This window comes from Pseudomonas sp. 43A, assembly GCF_013363935.1.
GTDB lineage: Bacteria > Pseudomonadota > Gammaproteobacteria > Pseudomonadales > Pseudomonadaceae > Aquipseudomonas > Aquipseudomonas crudilactis.
On the sequence record NZ_CP054880.1, the window covers coordinates 5,986,218 to 6,003,680 of the forward strand.

Annotated in this window: 12 protein-coding genes; 11 read left to right on the plus strand and 1 reads right to left on the minus strand. The window is 60.4% G+C overall.

The window, feature by feature from the left end; genetic code table 11:
* Positions 1 to 5 precede the first annotated feature (5 nt).
* The 10 genes from HUW52_RS26410 (at position 6) to HUW52_RS26455 (ending at position 13,956) form a co-directional block, all read left to right on the plus strand.
* The gene (locus tag HUW52_RS26410; protein WP_016985182.1) at positions 6 to 1,175 is read left to right on the plus strand and encodes an alginate biosynthesis protein Alg44; all 1,170 of its coding nucleotides are present in this window, start codon (positions 6 to 8) and stop codon (positions 1,173 to 1,175) included.
* Between the two features lie 9 nt (positions 1,176 to 1,184).
* On the plus strand, positions 1,185 to 2,693 hold the full coding sequence (gene algK / locus HUW52_RS26415) for an alginate biosynthesis TPR repeat lipoprotein AlgK (RefSeq protein WP_306149670.1): 1,509 nt from the start codon (positions 1,185 to 1,187) through the stop codon (positions 2,691 to 2,693).
* Positions 2,690 to 4,171: an alginate export family protein gene (locus HUW52_RS26420; protein ID WP_175555294.1), complete on the plus strand. Its 1,482-nt coding sequence runs from the start codon at positions 2,690 to 2,692 to the stop codon at positions 4,169 to 4,171. Before algK ends, HUW52_RS26420 begins: the two co-directional genes overlap by 4 nt.
* 26 nt (positions 4,172 to 4,197) lie before the next feature.
* A complete protein-coding gene (gene algG, locus HUW52_RS26425) occupies positions 4,198 to 5,769 on the plus strand; it encodes a mannuronan 5-epimerase AlgG (RefSeq protein WP_175555295.1) in 1,572 nt (523 codons plus the stop codon).
* 10 nt (positions 5,770 to 5,779) lie between these two features.
* Entirely contained in the window at positions 5,780 to 7,240 is a 1,461-nt protein-coding gene (locus HUW52_RS26430; protein ID WP_158954822.1) for an alginate O-acetyltransferase, read from the plus strand.
* A gap of 8 nt (positions 7,241 to 7,248) precedes the next feature.
* Positions 7,249 to 8,373 carry a mannuronate-specific alginate lyase gene (locus HUW52_RS26435; protein WP_016985187.1) on the plus strand — a complete coding sequence of 375 codons (1,125 nt, stop codon included), beginning with the start codon at positions 7,249 to 7,251 and terminating at the stop codon, positions 8,371 to 8,373.
* 494 nt (positions 8,374 to 8,867) lie between these two features.
* Positions 8,868 to 10,433, plus strand: a complete 1,566-nt coding sequence (locus HUW52_RS26440; RefSeq protein ID WP_175555296.1) for an MBOAT family protein — start codon at positions 8,868 to 8,870, stop codon at positions 10,431 to 10,433.
* Between the two features lie 10 nt (positions 10,434 to 10,443).
* Complete coding sequence (locus HUW52_RS26445) at positions 10,444 to 11,619, plus strand: alginate O-acetyltransferase (protein ID WP_175555297.1); 1,176 nt, start codon at positions 10,444 to 10,446, stop codon at positions 11,617 to 11,619.
* A 14-nt stretch (positions 11,620 to 11,633) separates the two neighbouring features.
* Positions 11,634 to 12,290, plus strand: a complete 657-nt coding sequence (locus tag HUW52_RS26450; RefSeq protein ID WP_064393312.1) for an alginate O-acetyltransferase AlgF — start codon at positions 11,634 to 11,636, stop codon at positions 12,288 to 12,290.
* A 214-nt stretch (positions 12,291 to 12,504) separates the two neighbouring features.
* Positions 12,505 to 13,956 (plus strand): mannose-1-phosphate guanylyltransferase/mannose-6-phosphate isomerase, encoded by a 1,452-nt coding sequence (locus HUW52_RS26455; protein ID WP_016985190.1) that lies wholly within the window; start codon positions 12,505 to 12,507, stop codon positions 13,954 to 13,956.
* A gap of 78 nt (positions 13,957 to 14,034) precedes the next feature.
* Here HUW52_RS26455 and HUW52_RS26460 read toward each other — a convergent pair whose 3' ends face one another.
* On the minus strand, positions 14,035 to 16,788 hold the full coding sequence (locus HUW52_RS26460; protein ID WP_175555298.1) for an RHS repeat domain-containing protein: 2,754 nt from the start codon (positions 16,786 to 16,788) through the stop codon (positions 14,035 to 14,037).
* A gap of 181 nt (positions 16,789 to 16,969) precedes the next feature.
* Between HUW52_RS26460 and HUW52_RS26465 the strand changes: the two genes are divergently transcribed.
* Positions 16,970 to 17,434 (plus strand): hypothetical protein, encoded by a 465-nt coding sequence (locus HUW52_RS26465; protein ID WP_016985192.1) that lies wholly within the window; start codon positions 16,970 to 16,972, stop codon positions 17,432 to 17,434.
* Positions 17,435 to 17,463 lie beyond the last annotated feature (29 nt).

Here is a 17,463-nt window from a genome sequence, read left to right on the forward strand (position 1 = left end):
CCCCTATGAATACCGCCGTCAACGCCAACGTAGTGCATGAATCCGAAGCCCAGCGCCAACACGCCCGCGTGAAAATCCCGGCCAAACTGCGCTTCTTCGGTCCCGACCGGACGCCGGTCGAAGCGCGGGTCCTGGACCTCTCGGCCGGTGGTCTGGCGTTCAACGCCGGGCAAATGCCACTGACCATCGGCGAGGTGTACAAGGCGCGTCTGCAATTCGTCATCGACAACCTTGGCATCGCCATGGACGTTGAACTGCAAGTGCGTTCCTACGACCGCCAGACCGGTCGCGTCGGCTGCCAGTTCCAGAACCTCGAGCCGCAGGACATTTCCACCCTGCGCCACTTGATCACTTCGCACCTGGCCGGCGACATCGTCAGCATCGGCGAAGTGCTGGCGACCCTGCAGCGCGACAACTTCACCAAGGCGCGCAAGGTCAAGGACGGCGGCTCCGGCATGACCCCGTTCGGGCGTCTGAAAGCAGTGACGTTCAGCGCCGGTATCTTCGCGGTCGGCCTGGTCGCAGCGGGTTTCATTTTCAAATCGGTGTACGGCATGTACTTCGTCAGCCACGCGCAGGCTGGTCTGGTCAGCGTGCCGGGAATGAACATCACCATGCCGCGCGACGGCACCGTGCAGAGCCTGGTCAAGTCCGACGGCGTCGCGGCCAAAGGCGCGCCACTGGCGACCTTCAGCACCAGCATGCTCGACGTGCTCAAGGGCCATCTGGAAGAAGATCAACTGTCCCCGGCCAAGGTTGAAGAGCTGTTCGGCAAGCAAATGACCGGCACCCTGACTTCGCCGTGCGATTGCACCGTGGCCCAGCAACTGGTGGCGGACGGTCAGTACGCGAGCAAGGGCGACGTGATCTTCCAACTGGTACCGCGCAACACCCAGGCCACCGTTGATGCGCGCTTCTCCTATCGCCAGTTCGGCGACGTGCGTCCGGGTACTCCGGTGAGTTTCCAGATCGCCGGCGAAGACAAGACCCGCACCGGCAAGATCGTCAGCAGCACCAGCCTGAAAAGCGCCGACCTGTCCTCCGACATCCGCGTACAGATCCAGCCTGACGAGCCGCTCGACAGCAGCCTCGCCGGCCGCCCGGTGGAAGTGAACAGCGACCGTGGCCCGAACCTGAACTGGCTGATCGACAAAGCCATGGCTGCCGGTCTTTAAGTCGAGGACATGCCTGTGACTACTCCACCCATCCTGAAAACACCGCGATCCCTGTGGGAGCTGGCCTGCCGGCGATTGGATCAGCGCGGTGTGTCTGATGTACCGCGCCGCCTGAATCGCGAGCAGGCTCACTCCTACATGGGGACGGTGTGTGCCTTGGCATTGGCGGTCAGTCTGGCCGGTTGTGCCGGTCTGCCCGATCAGCGTCTGGCCAACGAAGCGCTCAAGCGGGGCGACACCGCCACCGCTGCGCAGAATTATCAGCAACTGGCCGATCTGGGTTACAGCGAAGCGCAAGTCGGTCTCGCCGATATCCAGGTCGACAGCCGCGACCCTGAGCAAATGAAACAGGCCGAAGCGACTTACCGCGCCGCCGCCAGTGTTTCGCCGCGCGCTCAGGCACGTCTCGGCCGCCTGCTGGTGGCCAAACCGGGTTCCACCGAAGCCGAGCACCACGAAGCCGAAACCCTGCTGAAAAAAGCCGCCGCCAATGGTGAAGGCAACACGTTGATCCCGCTGGCGATGCTCTACCTGCAATACCCGCACAGCTTCCCCAACATCAACGCGCAGCAGCAGATCGATCAGTGGCGCAAATCCGGTTACCCGGAAGCGGGTCTGGCGCAGGTGCTGCTGTATCGAACCCAAGGCACCTACGACCAGCACCTGGATGATGTGGAAAAGATCTGCAAAGCCGCGCTCAACACCACCGATATCTGCTACGTCGAACTGGCCACCGTTTACCAGAAACGTGCCCAGCCAGAACAGCAAGCCGAGCTGATCAAGCAGATGCAGGCCGGTTACAGCCGTGGCACCGTCACCGCACAACGCGTCGATTCCGTAGCCCGCGTCTTGGCCGATTCGACCCTGGGCAAGACCGACGAGAAAACCGCGCAGTCGCTGCTCGAGCCGATCGCTCCGGGCTACCCGGCATCGTGGGTGACCCTCGCGCAATTGCTTTACGACTACCCGGAACTGGGCGACGTCGATCAGATGATGAAGTACCTCGACAATGGCCGTGCCGCCGACCAGCCGCGCGCCGAACTGTTGCTGGGCAAGCTGTACTACGAAGGCAAAATGGTCCCGGCCGACGCCAAAGTCGCCGAAGAACATTTCCAGAAAGCCGTCGGCCGCGAAGTCGCCGCCGACTACTACCTCGGCCAGATCTATCGCCGTGGTTACCTCGGCAAGGTCTACCCGCAGAAGGCTCTCGACCACTTGCTGACCGCTGCGCGCAACGGCCAGAACAGCGCCGATTTCGCCATCGCGCAACTGTTCTCCCAAGGCAAGGGCACCAAGCCCGACCCGCTCAACGCCTACGTATTCAGCCAGTTGGCCAAGGCGCAAAACACTCCGCAAGCCGATGAACTGGCGACCACCCTCGCCGCGCAACTGCCGCCCGAGCGTCTGGCCGAAGCCCAACGTCTGCTGCAACAGGAGCAAGCCAGCCGTGGCGCTCTGAACCAGAACACGCTGCAACTGCACGCCCTGCAAGAAGAAGACGGCGAGGAAAAATTATGAAGTTGAATCCATTCGTGAAGGCCGGCATTGGCCTTTCGTTCGCGCTGATCTGGTCTTGCCCGACACTGGCCGCGATGACTGAAACCAAGAACTTCGGCCTCGAAGTGAAAGTCACCGGCCAGTCCGAAGACGACCGTGACCTCGGCACCGCCGGTGGCGGCGACGTCAACGGCGTCGGCCTCGACCTGCGTCCGTGGATCTACGGCGAAAGCGGCGCGTGGAGCGCCTACGCCATGGGCCAGGCCGTGACCTCGACCGACATCATCGAAACCGACACCCTGCAACAATCCGACGGTGAACAAGCCACCGACAACAGTGATCGCAAAACCAAGAAAAACTACCTGGCGATGCGCGAGTTCTGGGTCGGCTACAGCGGCCTCACCCCGTACCCGGGCGAGATGCTCAAGTTCGGTCGCCAGCGCCTGCGCAATGACGACGGCCAATGGCGCGACACCAACATCGAAGCGCTGAACTGGACCTTCGACACCACCCTGTTGCGCGCCAACGCCGGTGTTGCCGAACGCTTCAGCGAATACCGCACCGACCTCAAAGAACTGGCGCCGAAAGACAAGGATCGCCTGCACGCCTACGCCGATGCGGCCTATCAGTGGACGCCAGGCAACTGGGTCGGTATTCGCGGTCACCACACCCACGATGACGGCAAACTCGATTACGCCGAACCGGGTGTGCCGCGCGATTCGCTGGATAAAACCGAAAACGGCGACATCAGCTGGATCGGCCTGACCGCTGACAGTGACGCCTACAACTGGCGCAACACCAACACCGTCAACTATTGGGGCAGCATCACCGGCATGAGCGGCGACCGCGACACCGTCAACGCTTTGAACGCCGATGGTTCGCGCCCGGCGCAAGCCAAGCGCAGTGATGACGTCAACGGCTGGGCCACCGACATCGGTGTGCGCCTGCGCCTCGATCCGCAATGGCAGGTCGGCGGTGCGTATGCCCGCGCCAGTGCCGATTACGAGCAGACGGGTCTGGAGAGCAACCGCTCCAACTACACCGGTACGCGCTCGCGTGTGCACCGTTTCGGCGAAGCGTTCCGTGGCGAAATGAACAACATGCAGACCGCGACGTTGTTCGGTTCGTGGATGGTCAACGACGAGTACGACGCCAGCCTGATCTACCACAAGTTCTGGCGCGTCGACGGCAACAAGCCGGTGGGCAGCAACGGCATCAACGCCGTGGAAAACAACACCGACGACGCCACCGGCGCGATCCTTTCCAGCACCTCGCTGCCGCTTGAAGACGGCAACAAGGATCTCGGTCAGGAGATGGACCTGGTCGTCACCAAGTACTTCAAGCAAGGCCTGTTGCCGGCGGCGTTGAGCCAGTCGATCGACGAGCCTTCGGCCCTGGTGCGCTTCCGTGGCGGTGTGTTCAAACCGGGCGATGCCTACGGCAAGCAGGTTGATTCGTACATGCACCGCGCGTTCATCGACGTGATCTGGCGCTTCTGATGCAAACCGCCAAGGGAGTGCCCGACATGATCAGCACCAGGACAGGCTCACTCAGCCTGCTGGCCGGCGCGATGCTGCTGGCCAGCGCCAGCGCCTTCGCGACTGTGGAGCCGGTTAAGCCGGTGACCACCGCGAAAGAGCTGCAACAAGCCAAGACCTACACCGTCAGCAGCGCACCCACCGAGGCGCTGAATCTGGCCGCGCCGAAACTGCCGGACATTTCCGGCTACACCGCCGAAGCCGCCGCCGCGAAAATCGTCCGTAGCAAACCGGGCAAGATCAGCGTGCGCCGGATGATGCAGGAAGACGCGCTGAAGGACTTCATCGGCGGCGATAACAAGATGGCCGAATGGGTGGTGCGTCAGCACGGCATCCCGCAGGCAATCTTTGTCGACGACGGTTACATGAACCTCAAGGACCTGGCGCAGAAACTGCCCAAGCAGTACTTCAGCGAAACCTCGCCGGGCGTGTACCTGTCGAAGCTGCCGATCGTCGTGGGCCGTAAAGGCATCCTCGAAATCGACGGCCAGACCCAGGAACTGCGCCTGTCGCAAGAGGCCGGTGCGTTCATGGTCAACGACGGCCAGCTGTTCGTGCGTGACACCAAGATCACTGGCTGGCGCGAAAAGGATAACGGCCCGGCGACCTTCCGTTCGCCGAAGGAATTCCGTCCGTTCCTGCTCGCCTGGGGCGGCACCGAGACCTACATCGTCAACAGCAAGATGGCCAGCTTCGGCTACGCCAACAGTAAGTCGTACGGGGTGAGTATTTCCCAGTACACGCCGAACATGGCCAAGGTGCTCAAGCGTCCCGAACCGACTGGCTGGATCGTCGGCTCCGAGTTCTCCGACATGTGGTACGGCTTCTACTGCTACGAGACCCGCGACTTCGTGGTCAAGGGCAACACCTACAAAGACAACATCGTCTACGGCATCGACCCGCACGACCGTTCCCACGGCCTGATCATTGCCGAGAACACCGTGCACGGCACGAAGAAGAAGCACGGGATCATTATTTCCCGTGAGGTCAACGACAGCTTCATCTTCAACAACAAGAGCTTCGACAACCACCTCTCGGGCCTGGTGATCGACCGGAACAGCGTCAACAACATCATTGCCTACAACGAGATCTACAAGAACCACACCGACGGCATCACCCTCTACGAGTCCGCCGACAACCTGCTGTGGGGCAACAAGGTCATCAGCAACAAACGCCACGGCATCCGCATTCGTAACAGCGTGAACATTCGCCTCTACGAAAACGTCGCCATGGCCAACGGCCTGACCGGCGTCTACGGCCACATCAAAGACCTCACCGACACCGACCGTGACATCAAGCTCGACCCGTTCGATGCACAGGTGTCGCTGATCGTCGTTGGCGGTGAACTGGCGGCCAACGGCAGCGGCCCGCTGTCGATCGATTCGCCTTTGAGTGTCGAGCTGTATCGCGTGTCGATGCTGGCGCCGACCAAATCCAGCGGCATCAGCTTCAACGGCATCCTCGGCGAGCGCCAGGATGAAATTCTCGACCTGCTGGTGCGCCAGCAGAAAGCCGTGCTGATCGACCCTGTCGAACGCCAGACCGAAATGCGGGACTGAGGATAATTTTATGCACCCACACCTGATCAAATTACTCAGCCTGTCGGCCCTGACCGTGGGCATTCTCGCGGCCAGCAACGGCGCCCGTGCCGACGAAGGCGCCGCCGCCACGCCGCCGAAGTTCAGCGCCGAACCGTGCTGCAACCTGTGCCCGGCCGCCCATGACGCGAAGAACTACACCACGCGTTATCAGCAGAACTTCACCACCCTGGTGCAGGCGCAAGGCGACTGGTTGTTCCGGACTCAGGAAGATTTGCGCACCGAGTTCAACACCACCCCGGCCGGCTACAAACGCCTGCAACAGCTGCACGATGCGTTCAAGGCCAAAGGCGTCGAGCTGGTGATCGTTTACCAGCCGACCCGTGGCCTGGTGAACCGCAACAAGCTCAACCCGCAGGAAAAAGCCGCGTTCGATTACGAGAAAGCGCTGGGCAATTACAAAACCATGCTCGGCCGTTTCGCCAAGATGGGTTACGTGGTGCCGGATCTGTCGCCGCTGACCAACGAATCGCTGCCGGACACCCTGCCCGCCCACGATTTCTACTTCCGTGGCGACCAGCACTGGACGCCATACGGCGCGCAGCGCACGGCGAAAATCGTCGCCGAGAAGGTCAAGCAGATCCCGGCCTTCGCCGACGTGCCCAAGCGTGAATTCGAGACCAAACGCTCCGGACGCATGGGCAAGACCGGCACCCTGCACAACATGGCCGGGCAACTCTGCGGCACCAGTTACGCGATCCAGTACATGGATCAGTTCACCACCGAGCCGAAAGGCGAGGCTGGCGACGGCGACCTGTTCGGTGATTCCGGCAATCCGCAAATCACCCTCGTCGGTACTTCGCACAGCGGCAAGAACTACAACTTCGCCGGCTTCCTCGAAGAAGCCATCGGCGCCGACATTCTCAACGTCGCCTTCCCTGGCGGCGGTCTGGAAGGTTCGATGTTGCAGTACCTGGGCAGCGACGAATTCCAGAAGACCCCGCCGAAAATTCTCATCTGGGAATTCTCGCCGCTGTACCGCCTCGACCAGGAAACCATCTATCGCCAGATGATGTCTCTTCTCGACAACGGCTGCGAAGGCAAAGACGCGCAAATGTCCGCGAGCACCACGCTCAAGCCGGGCGGCAAACAAGAACTGCTGGTCAACAGCAAGAACCTGAACCTGCAGAACAGCAGCCATCAGGTCGACATCCGCTTCGCCGACCCTTCGGTGAAAACCCTGCAAGCCACCCTCTGGTACATGAACGGTCGCCACGAGGACATCAAGATCGAGAAACCGGAAACCTCCGACACCGACGGTCGTTTCGCCTTTGAGCTGCGCACGGACGAAGACTGGGCCTCGCAAAACCTGCTGGCGGTCGAAGTCCAGGGCCCGGAAGCGGGCACCGCGCCACAGAAAGTCGAAGCGAAAATCTGCAAACGCAACGTATTCCCGGGCGCTGGGCAACAAACCGCTCAGGTCGGGCAATGAGGTCTGCTATGCGAAACTCGAAACTGAAAACTCTTTTAGCACCGACGCTGCTCGGGCTGGCAATTTTCGCCGGCACCGCGCAGGCCGCCGCGCCACTGCGTCCACCTCAGGGCTATTTCGCGCCTGTGGATAAATTCAAGACCGGTGACAAAAGCGAAGGCTGCGATGCGATGCCGACGCCGTACACCGGGCCGCTGCAATTTCGCAGCAAATACGAAGGTTCGGACAAGGCCCGCGCGACACTGAACGTGCAGTCGGAAAAAGCCTTCCGCGACACCACCAAAGACATCACCACGCTGGAACGCGGCACCGCCAAACGGGTGATGCAGTTCATGCGCGACGGTCGTCCGGAACAGCTCGATTGCACGCTGAACTGGCTGACCGCGTGGGCCAAGGCCGACGCGTTGATGTCGAAAGACTTCAACCACACCGGCAAGTCGATGCGCAAATGGGCGCTGGGCAGCATGGCCTCTTCGTACATTCGCCTGAAGTTCTCCGACTCGCATCCGCTGGCGCAGCATCAGCAGGAAGCGCAGTTGATCGAGGCGTGGTTCAGCAAAATGGCCGATCAAGTCGTCAGCGACTGGGACAACCTGCCGCTGGAAAAAACCAACAACCACTCGTACTGGGCCGCATGGTCGGTGATGGCGACTTCGGTCGCGACCAACCGCCGCGACCTGTTTGACTGGGCGGTGAAGGAATACAAGGTTGGCGTCAATCAAGTCGATGCCGACGGCTTCCTGCCGAACGAACTCAAGCGCCAGCAACGCGCCCTCGCCTATCACAACTACGCGCTGCCGCCGCTGGCGATGATCGCCAGTTTCGCCCAGGTCAACGGGGTTGATTTGCGTCAGGAAAACAACGGTGCGCTGAAGCGTCTGGGTGATCGGGTGTTGTCGGGAGTGAAGGACCCGGATGAATTCGAGAAGAAGAACGGCAAAGAGCAGGACATGACCGACTTGAAAGAGGACATGAAATTCGCCTGGCTCGAGCCGTTCTGCACGCTCTACACCTGTGCGCCGGATGTCATCGAGAAGAAGCGCGGCATGCAGCCGTTCAAAACCTTCCGCCTCGGCGGCGACCTGACCAAGGTCTACGACCCGTCGCATGAGAAGGGCAATAAAGGCTCTTGAAAGGCGAAAAGCAAAAGCCCTCACCCTAACCCTCTCCCAAAGGGAGAGGGGACTGACCGAGGTGGCTGTGCGAGTTACGCCGAAATGAAATACCGAGTCGATCTCAGGTGTTGAAAAACAACCGAGATCAGGCTGCACAGAAATACCGAGTCGATCTCCATTTTTGAAAAGCATGGAGATCAGGCTCCCTCTCCCTCCGGGAGAGGGGACTGACCGAGGTGGCTGTGCGAGTTACGCCGAAATGAAATACCGAGTCGGTCTCAGGCGTTGAAAAACAATCGAGATCAGGCTGCAAAGAAATATCGGGTCGATCTCCTTTTCTGAAAACCATGGAGATCAGGCTCCCTCTCCCTCCGGGAGAGGGCGGGGGGTGAGGGAAAGATTTCAAGGCCCTGCACAACCCTGACAGACACACCGTTTCACCCCTCCACTACCACGGGGGGTTTGGGGGGGCTTTGGCCCTTGACTGTTGGTTCAAACATGGAGAGATCGGGATGGTATTTTCATCCAACGTGTTCCTGTTTCTGTTCTTGCCGATCTTTCTCGGCTTGTACTACTTGAGCGGGCAACGCTATCGCAACCTGCTGCTGCTGATCGCCAGCTACGTGTTCTACGCCTGGTGGCGTGTGGACTTCCTCGCGCTGTTCGCCGCCGTCACGCTGTGGAACTACTGGATCGGCCTCAAAGTCGGTGCCGCTGGCGTGCGAACCAAACCGGCGCAGCGCTGGCTGCTGCTCGGTGTCGCAGTCGACCTGTGCATCCTCGGCTACTTCAAGTACGCCAACTTCGGCGTCGACAGCATCAACGCGATGATGACCTCGGTCGGTCTTGAGCCGTTCATCCTCACCCACGTGCTGCTGCCGATCGGTATCTCGTTCTACATCTTCGAGTCGATCAGCTACATCATCGACGTGTATCGCGGCGACACCCCGGCCACGCGCAACCTGATCGACTTCGCGGCATTCGTGGCGATCTTCCCGCACCTGATTGCCGGCCCGGTCCTGCGTTTCCGCGACCTCGCCGACCAGTTCAACAACCGCACGCATACCCTCGACAAGTTCTCCGAAGGCTGCACGCGGTTCATGCAGGGTTTCATCAAGAAGGTCTTCATCGCCGACACCCTCGCGGTGGTCGCTGACCATTGCTTCGCCCTGCAAAACCCGACCACGGGTGATGCCTGGCTCGGCGCGCTGGCGTACACCGCGCAGCTGTATTTCGACTTCTCCGGTTACAGCGACATGGCCATCGGTCTGGGCTTGATGATGGGTTTCCGCTTCATGGAAAACTTCAAACAGCCGTACATCAGCCAGTCGATCACCGAGTTCTGGCGTCGCTGGCACATCAGCCTGTCGACCTGGCTGCGTGACTACCTCTACATCACCCTCGGCGGTAACCGTAAAGGCACGCTGATGACTTATCGCAACCTGTTCCTGACCATGCTCCTCGGTGGTCTGTGGCACGGCGCGAACATCACCTACATCGTCTGGGGCGCCTGGCACGGCATGTGGCTGGCGATTGAAAAAGCGCTGGGCTTGAACACCTCGCCGCGCAGCCTCAACCCGATCCGCTGGGCGCTGACCTTCCTGCTCGTGGTGATGGGCTGGGTGATCTTCCGTGCCGAGAACCTGCACGTTGCCGGTCGCATGTACGGCGCAATGTTCAGCTTCGGCGACTGGTCTCTGTCGGAACTCAACCAGGCCAGTCTCACCGGTCTGCAAGTGGCGACCCTTGTTGTGGCGTACGTAACGCTGGCCTTCTTCGGTCTGCGTGATCTGTACACCAACCAGCCACCGGCCAAGAGCAAACCTGAAGTCAACGTCGAGGCCAACGGCCCTGCCACCGCGACCCCGGGAATGATCAAAGCCGCACCCGGCGAAAACCCGGAGAGCATCCACGAGCCTGGCTACACCGTCGGCGTCGAAGCCCAGGTGCAACCGGCCTATTGGAGCGCGGACTGGTCGCGCTACGTGATGCGCGGCTTGATCCTGCTGCTGTTCATCGCCTCGATTCTCAAACTCTCGGCGCAAAGCTTCTCGCCGTTCCTTTACTTCCAGTTCTGAGGGATCTGACATGACCCGCTCATTACGCATCTTCTACATCGCCCTGTTCCTGGTGACCCTGTTGGTCTTGGGTCTGTGGTCGGTTCGCAGCTTCTTCGGCTTCAGCACCAATGCCGATGCGACGGTACTCAACGGCCGCTGGACCAAGGCTGTTGAAACCCATTACGACGAAGAATTCCCGATCAAGCGTCTGGGCACCAACCTCTGGGCCGCGCTGGATTTCAAACTGTTCAACGAAGGTCGTCCGGGCGTGGTGCTCGGTCGCGACCAGTGGTTGTACAGCGACGAGGAATTCAACCCGATCGTCAACGAAGAGCTGAACCTGCAAGGCAACTACGCGCTGGTCGAAGGCGTGCGCCAGACCCTGAAAGCGAAAGGCGTGAAACTGGTGATGGCGATCGTGCCGGCCAAGGTTCGTCTGTACCCGGAGCATCTGGGTGAAGTGAAACCGGCGAGCATCCACGAAAACCTCTATCAGGATTTCCATGCTCGTGTAGCCGCCGACAAGATCCTCGCCCCTGACCTGCTCAAGCCGTTCCAACAGGCCAAGCAGAGCGGTCAGCAAGTGTTCCTGCGCACCGACACGCACTGGACCCCGGAAGGCGCCGAGATCGCCGCGAACACCCTGGCGAAAACCATCGCCGACAAGTTCCCGCTCAGCGGCGAGCCGCAGCGCTTCGTCACCACGCCGGCCGAGAAGGTTACGCACAAGGGCGATCTGCGCTTGTTCCTGCCGCTCGATCCGCTGTTCGAAAACCTGATGCCGGCGCAAGAGCCGCTGCAAAAGCGCAACACCGTCGCGGCCGGCGATCAGCCTGCCGGTGATGACGCGCTGTTCGCCAGCAATGAAGTGCCGGTGGCACTGGTCGGTACCAGCTACAGCGCCAACCCCAACTGGAACTTCGTCGGTGCGCTGAAACAAGCGCTGCACAGCGACGTGGTGAGCTACGCCGAAGACGGCCACGGGCCGATCCTGCCGATGCTCAGCTACCTGAAAAGCGATGACTTCAAGAACAGCCCGCCACAGGTGCTGATCTGGGAGTTTCCTGAACGATATCTGCCTGTGAACAACGAAATCGGCGACGCCGACCCACAGTGGGTCGCAGAGCTTAAACAAGCCGGCGCGCGCCAACAAAACGTAGCCATCAACACTAAATCCGAGACGCCCGATCGGGCGCAAAACTGAAAGAGAGGTACACCATGACTTTCACTACTACTCCTCGTCGTCTCGCTAAAAGCTTCGCACTGGTTGCTGGCCTCAGCGTGCTTTCCGTCCCTGCCTTTGCCGGTGGCGACGCCGCCCTGTACGGCCCGACCGCACCGAAAGGCTCGAGCTTTGTGCGGGTCTACAACGCCAGCAACGCTGAAGTCAGCGCGACTGTCGGCAGCACCAACCTGAGCGACGTTGCGCCACTGGCCAGCAGCGACTTCAGCTTCATGCCGGGTGGCGATTACAGCGCCAAGGTCGGCAGCCAGACCCTGCCGGTGAAACTGGCCGGCGACCACTACTACACCCTGGTCAACAACGCGTCCGGCGCGCCGCAACTGATCGAAGAGCCGCCGTTCAAGAACAAGCAGAAATCCCTGGTACGCGTGCAGAACCTCAGCGACAAACCGCTGACCCTGAAGACTGCTGACGGCAAGACCGACGTGGTGCCAAACGTGGCCGCCAAGGGCCGTGGCGAACGTGAAATCAACCCGGTGAAAGTCAGCCTGGCGCTGTACGAAGGCGACAAGAAAGTCGGCGACGTCAAGCCAGTCGCCCTGGAGCGCGGTGAAGCAGCGGTGCTGTACGTCACCGGCAGCGGCAGCAGCCTGTCGCCAGTCTGGGTAAAACGCCCGGTATCGACTCGCTAACCCTTTTTCCTGGCTGACGCATATCCCCTGTGGGAGCGAGCTTGCTCGCGAAAGCGGTCTGACATTCAACAGATGTGTCGACTGATACGCCGCCTTCGCGAGCAAGCTCGCTCCCACAATGAATAGGGTTGTCAGTTCGGGTACGAAACAAAAACAAGAGTGAAACGACACAGCGTTCGTGCCTCTAACCAATCGATTTTATGGAGTAAACAATATGATTCCGGTGATCTTGTCAGGTGGTAGCGGTTCGCGTCTCTGGCCGCTTTCGCGTAAGCAGTTCCCTAAGCAATTCCTCGCCCTGACCGGCGAACACACCTTGTTCCAGCAGACCCTCGAACGCCTGGTGTTTGAAGGCATGGACACCCCGATCGTGGTCTGCAACAAGGATCACCGCTTTATCGTCAACGAGCAGTTGGCCAATCGCAATCTGGAATGCCAGCGCATCCTCATGGAACCGTTCGGCCGCAACACCGCGCCGGCCGTGGCGCTGACGGCGATGATGCTGGTCAATGAAGGCCGTGACGAGTTGATGCTGGTGCTGCCGGCCGACCACGTGCTGGAAGACCAGAAAGCCCTGCAACGTGCTCTGGCCTTGGCCACCGTCGCCGCCGAAAACGGCGAAATGGTCCTGTTCGGCGTGCCGGCGACCAAACCGGAAACCGGTTACGGCTACATCAAATCCACTGGCGATTCGCTGCTGCCCGAAGGCGTCAGCCGCGTTTCGCACTTCGTCGAAAAACCTGACGTCAAACGTGCCACCGAGTACGTCGAATCCGGCGGTTACTACTGGAACAGCGGCATGTTCCTGTTCCGCGCCAGCCGCTTCCTCGAAGAACTGAAAAAGCACGATCCAGACATCTACGACACCTGCCTGCTGACCCTCGAACGCAGCCAGCAGGACGCCGACACCATCACCTTCGACGAAGCCACCTTCGCCTGCTGCCCGGACAACTCCATCGACTATTCCGTCATGGAAAAAACCCAGCGTGCCTGCGTCGTGCCGCTGACCGCTGGCTGGAGCGACGTCGGTTGCTGGTCGTCGCTGTGGGAAGTCAACGAGAAAGACGCCAACGGCAACGTCACCAAGGGCGATGTGGTGATTCAGGACAGCAAGAACTGCATGATCCACGGCAACGGCAAACTGGTGTCGGTGATCGGTCTGGAAAACATCGTCGTGGTCGAAACCAAAGACGCCATGATGATCGCCCACAAAGACAAGGTTCAGGGCGTCAAGCAGATGGTCAACACGCTCAACGAACAGGGCCGCAGCGAAACCCAGAACCACTGCGAGGTGTACCGTCCGTGGGGTTCGTACGACTCGGTGGACATGGGTGGGCGTTTCCAGGTCAAGCACATCTCGGTGAAACCGGGCGCGTGCCTGTCGCTGCAGATGCACCACCACCGCGCCGAACACTGGATCGTGGTCAGCGGCACTGCCGAAGTGACCTGCGATGAAAACGTGTTCCTGCTCTGCGAAAACCAGTCGACCTACATCCCGATCGCCTCGGTGCATCGCCTGCGCAACCCGGGCAAGATCCCGCTGGAAATCATCGAAGTGCAGTCGGGTTCGTACCTGGGTGAAGACGATATCGAACGCTTCGAAGATATCTACGGCCGCTCCACCCCGATCGAACGCGGCGTGTCGGTGAAGACCATCGCGCAGTGATCGATCTGCAATAAGAAGCCCCCGTCCAGCCCGCTGCGTCCCCTATCCGCAGTGGGTTGGGCGGGGGCTTTTTTTCGCCTAGGCGTAGTTCGATCCCCTGCGAGGACGCCTGACTTCTTCGTCTTTGCTGTCCCGGTAATCGACCGCCTGTACAACGTCCGGTGGTGACTGCACAAAGCCGGCATTGAACGCCTGCTGGACGAATGAACTCAGCCCTGCCGGTTGTTGCGGGAGCATTTCTCGCTGCGGTGTAGCAAATGATTGCTGGAGCGTCTGAAAGGAGGCTCTTGGTACATCGACTGTCGCAGACATCGGCACATTGGCAGGCGCACTCAACTGCTTGTACTGAACGCGCGTTTGCGCCTCTGAACTCACCATGACTTTACTGACCGCAACAGACGCCGCCCCGACCAACTGAAGCCCGGGATTTGCCGAGTGCATCAATAATTGCCCGCCGACATTAATGGTCGCGGCCACGGCTCCCCGTCTGGCGGCCAGTACTTGTGGGTCTTCGACAGGACTGTTGAAAGCGTCCGACATCGGGCCCATGACCCGACTTGCGAATTTTTCGCCGAACACCGTACTTATGCCGGCCGAAATCATCTCACCGCCGTGATACATCACCGGCCCCGACGGCGGTGAAGTCTGGGTTTTCACGGCGGCCCTTACGTGAGCCTGGTGGGTGTTGAGCAGCGAATCGCTGGTGGCTCCAAGCTTGGCCAGTTCCACGGGAATTTCCCGTCGGTAATTCTGCACTTCAGGGTTGGTATTACCGGCAAAATAATTGCGCACCGGTTGCATGCCGGCAGCCTGCACCGCGTGCACCAGTTTTTTCTCGCTCATATCGTGATAGACCCGATCGGTAGATTTCTTTTCTACTTTGTCCGGATCACGCCCATCGCTGTCCCGGTAAGTCACCGGGCTATTGCGCATGGCTCGATACCGGTTGTGCCCATCAATTGCGCCCGCCGGGTCCGGATTCAACCAGCGCTGCAGCCAGGACAGGTAGTAACGGTATCCGTAGTAATAAAGTCCGGTCGCATCGCGTTCCTTGGCGCAATAACGAACCGTTCGGTAACTGACCTGCGCCTCTTCACTCCACGCCGTGGCGCCGAAGGGATAGAAATGTTCGCGGCTGACAATGGCTGCACCGTCGTCCAGCTCCAGCCCCATTGATCCCATGTGATCGCCGAAATCGTAGCGACAGTGGTCATTGATGCCCGAAGGTCGCGCAGTGTCCCAGTGCAGGACCCGCACCCTGTTCAGCCCGGTCTGCACCGTGATGATGTGCAACACTTCGCCACTACCGCTGTCCGTGCGCACCTCCAGTGCGGGCAGATAACGCACATCCGCAACGACACTACGCGCATTGGTCTGCAGCCAACGGATCTTGCGCCCACGCTGTCCATTGCCGTCATAACGATAGACTTCGCGATCGTCCGCCGCGCTTTCGCGTTGCACCATTGCCACCGAGTCCAACTGATTGCGCACATTCCAGCGCAACAAACGTCCTTGATCGAGCAAGCGTAAATTGCCCCGGGCATCGAACGCCGCCGCGATCTCCGCCTCATCCGGCGGCACGCCATTGCGCCACGGCAAGCAGCGGTTGCTGTAACGTGCCGCCTGCAGTTGATGGCCATGATTTTGTGCGCCCACGTGGGTCAATTTGAGCAAGTTGCCGCCAGCGTCATAACCATAGTGTTGCGTGTAATTGGCGATTGCCGTCGGCCCGGCATTGGCTGCGCCTGCTTCCCATCCGCTGGCCGCACTGATCTGGTAGAGGCTGTCATAACAGAAACGACTGATCGGCTCGATGCGCTGATTGGCGAAGTAGCGCACCGACAGCGCTTTGTCCTCGACGCTCAGCACGTTGCCCATTGGGTCATAGTCGTAGACCCAATGTTGCACGACCTCACCCGTGGCTTTGCTGGCGCGACGTTCCAGCAGGCGACCGTCCTCGGGCCGATAGCTCAGGGTGGTCAGCACAGCGTTGCCGGCCATTTCCTGGACGACCTGCCCGTCAGCGTTGTAGTGGATATCGCGGACCGGCGTTGTTGATCCGGTCTGGTTCTTCAATTGCAGGTGAATGGCCCGCAGTTGGCCAGCGAGGGTCAGCTCGAAGCCCTGGCGATTGCCACACGCATCCCCCTGCTCGAGGACATGGCCGAGCGCCCCGAAACGCCAGTCAGTCGTCGCGCCTTCACCGGGCTCCAGCAGTTGCTGGCGCTGATCGATCGGCTCCGGCCAATCCGGGTTGACCGGATCCAGCGTGAAATGCCGGGTGGTCTGCAGACATTGGCCACCCAGTGCATAGGCATCGAACAACAGGCTGCCCAGTGGATCATCGTGGCGAATCAACTGACCGCACTGGTTTTGCGTCGGATCACCGACGCCAGGCTGACCAAAGACAAAACGCTCGGCGCAGCGTCGCGGTTCTCCTGCGCCCGCTTCGAAAATCGCAACCGGGCGTAACAGCAGGTCATGTTCGACTTCGCGCAGGCTGGCCCGACTGTCCCAATCCAGCAGCGCTTCATTGCCCAGGCCATGCAACGCGACCTGCGTACCGGCATCGACGCTGTCCGAACGCACTACCTGCCCCCTCAATGTGTGAACCAGCGTCAGGTTGGCTGTCGCCAGCGGATCGGTCATCTGCAGCAACCACAAGCGCGGATCCCATTGTTCGACCGCACGCCCGGCAGCATCAAAGCCTGTGCGGTTGATGCGGGGTTGTGCAGGACTGCCCTCCTCGTCACGCCAATAATCGACCGCACGCACAGACAACCCTCGCGGGTCGCTCGCCGAAAGTCGCGGTGTTTTGCTGTGCATGCTCATAGGTCTGCTCCGCACGACGACAGCATCCTGTCTGTCTGTGGTCATCTGAACAGCCGAACGCAAAGGACGCTACTGTCAGAAATTACAGTAGCGACCAACGGTAGGAAGCTTTGCTGGGTGAATGTCCATTCCTGTCGCCCTTCGGTAGGATGGTGCTCACGAACTCAAGGAGTGTTCCAACATGTTCATCGGCGTCTTGCTGATCATCACCTGGCTTGTCCTGCTGCTGCGCTACCCGGCCAAGGCTGTGCCGGTGTCGGTGGCCGCGGCTATCGGGCTGGGTCTGGTGGCCATGTGGGTGGTCTGGCTGGACAACCGCGAGATCAAGCAACTGGCGCGCCTTGAGATGCGTATCAGCTATGCCCCGGAACAATGTCCGGCCGATCGTCCGCTGCAACTGAAAATGAAAAACGGCAACGACGTGCCCCTGACCGAGCTGCGCTGGCGCATTGCAGCCTATGCACCGGGTGACACGGTCAATCTGGCCGACAACCAATACACCGCGCCACGCTATCGCGGCCCGGGTGAACTGCAGGCCGGCGGCGACTGGGAAGACTGCCTGCCAATGCCGCCGCTACGCCCCGGTTATCGTCCGCAAACCCTGGAGTTTCGCGCCGAGCGACTGCAGGGTAGCTTCTCCGACTGATCCCCTCCCCCGATTTTTTGCACAAGGAA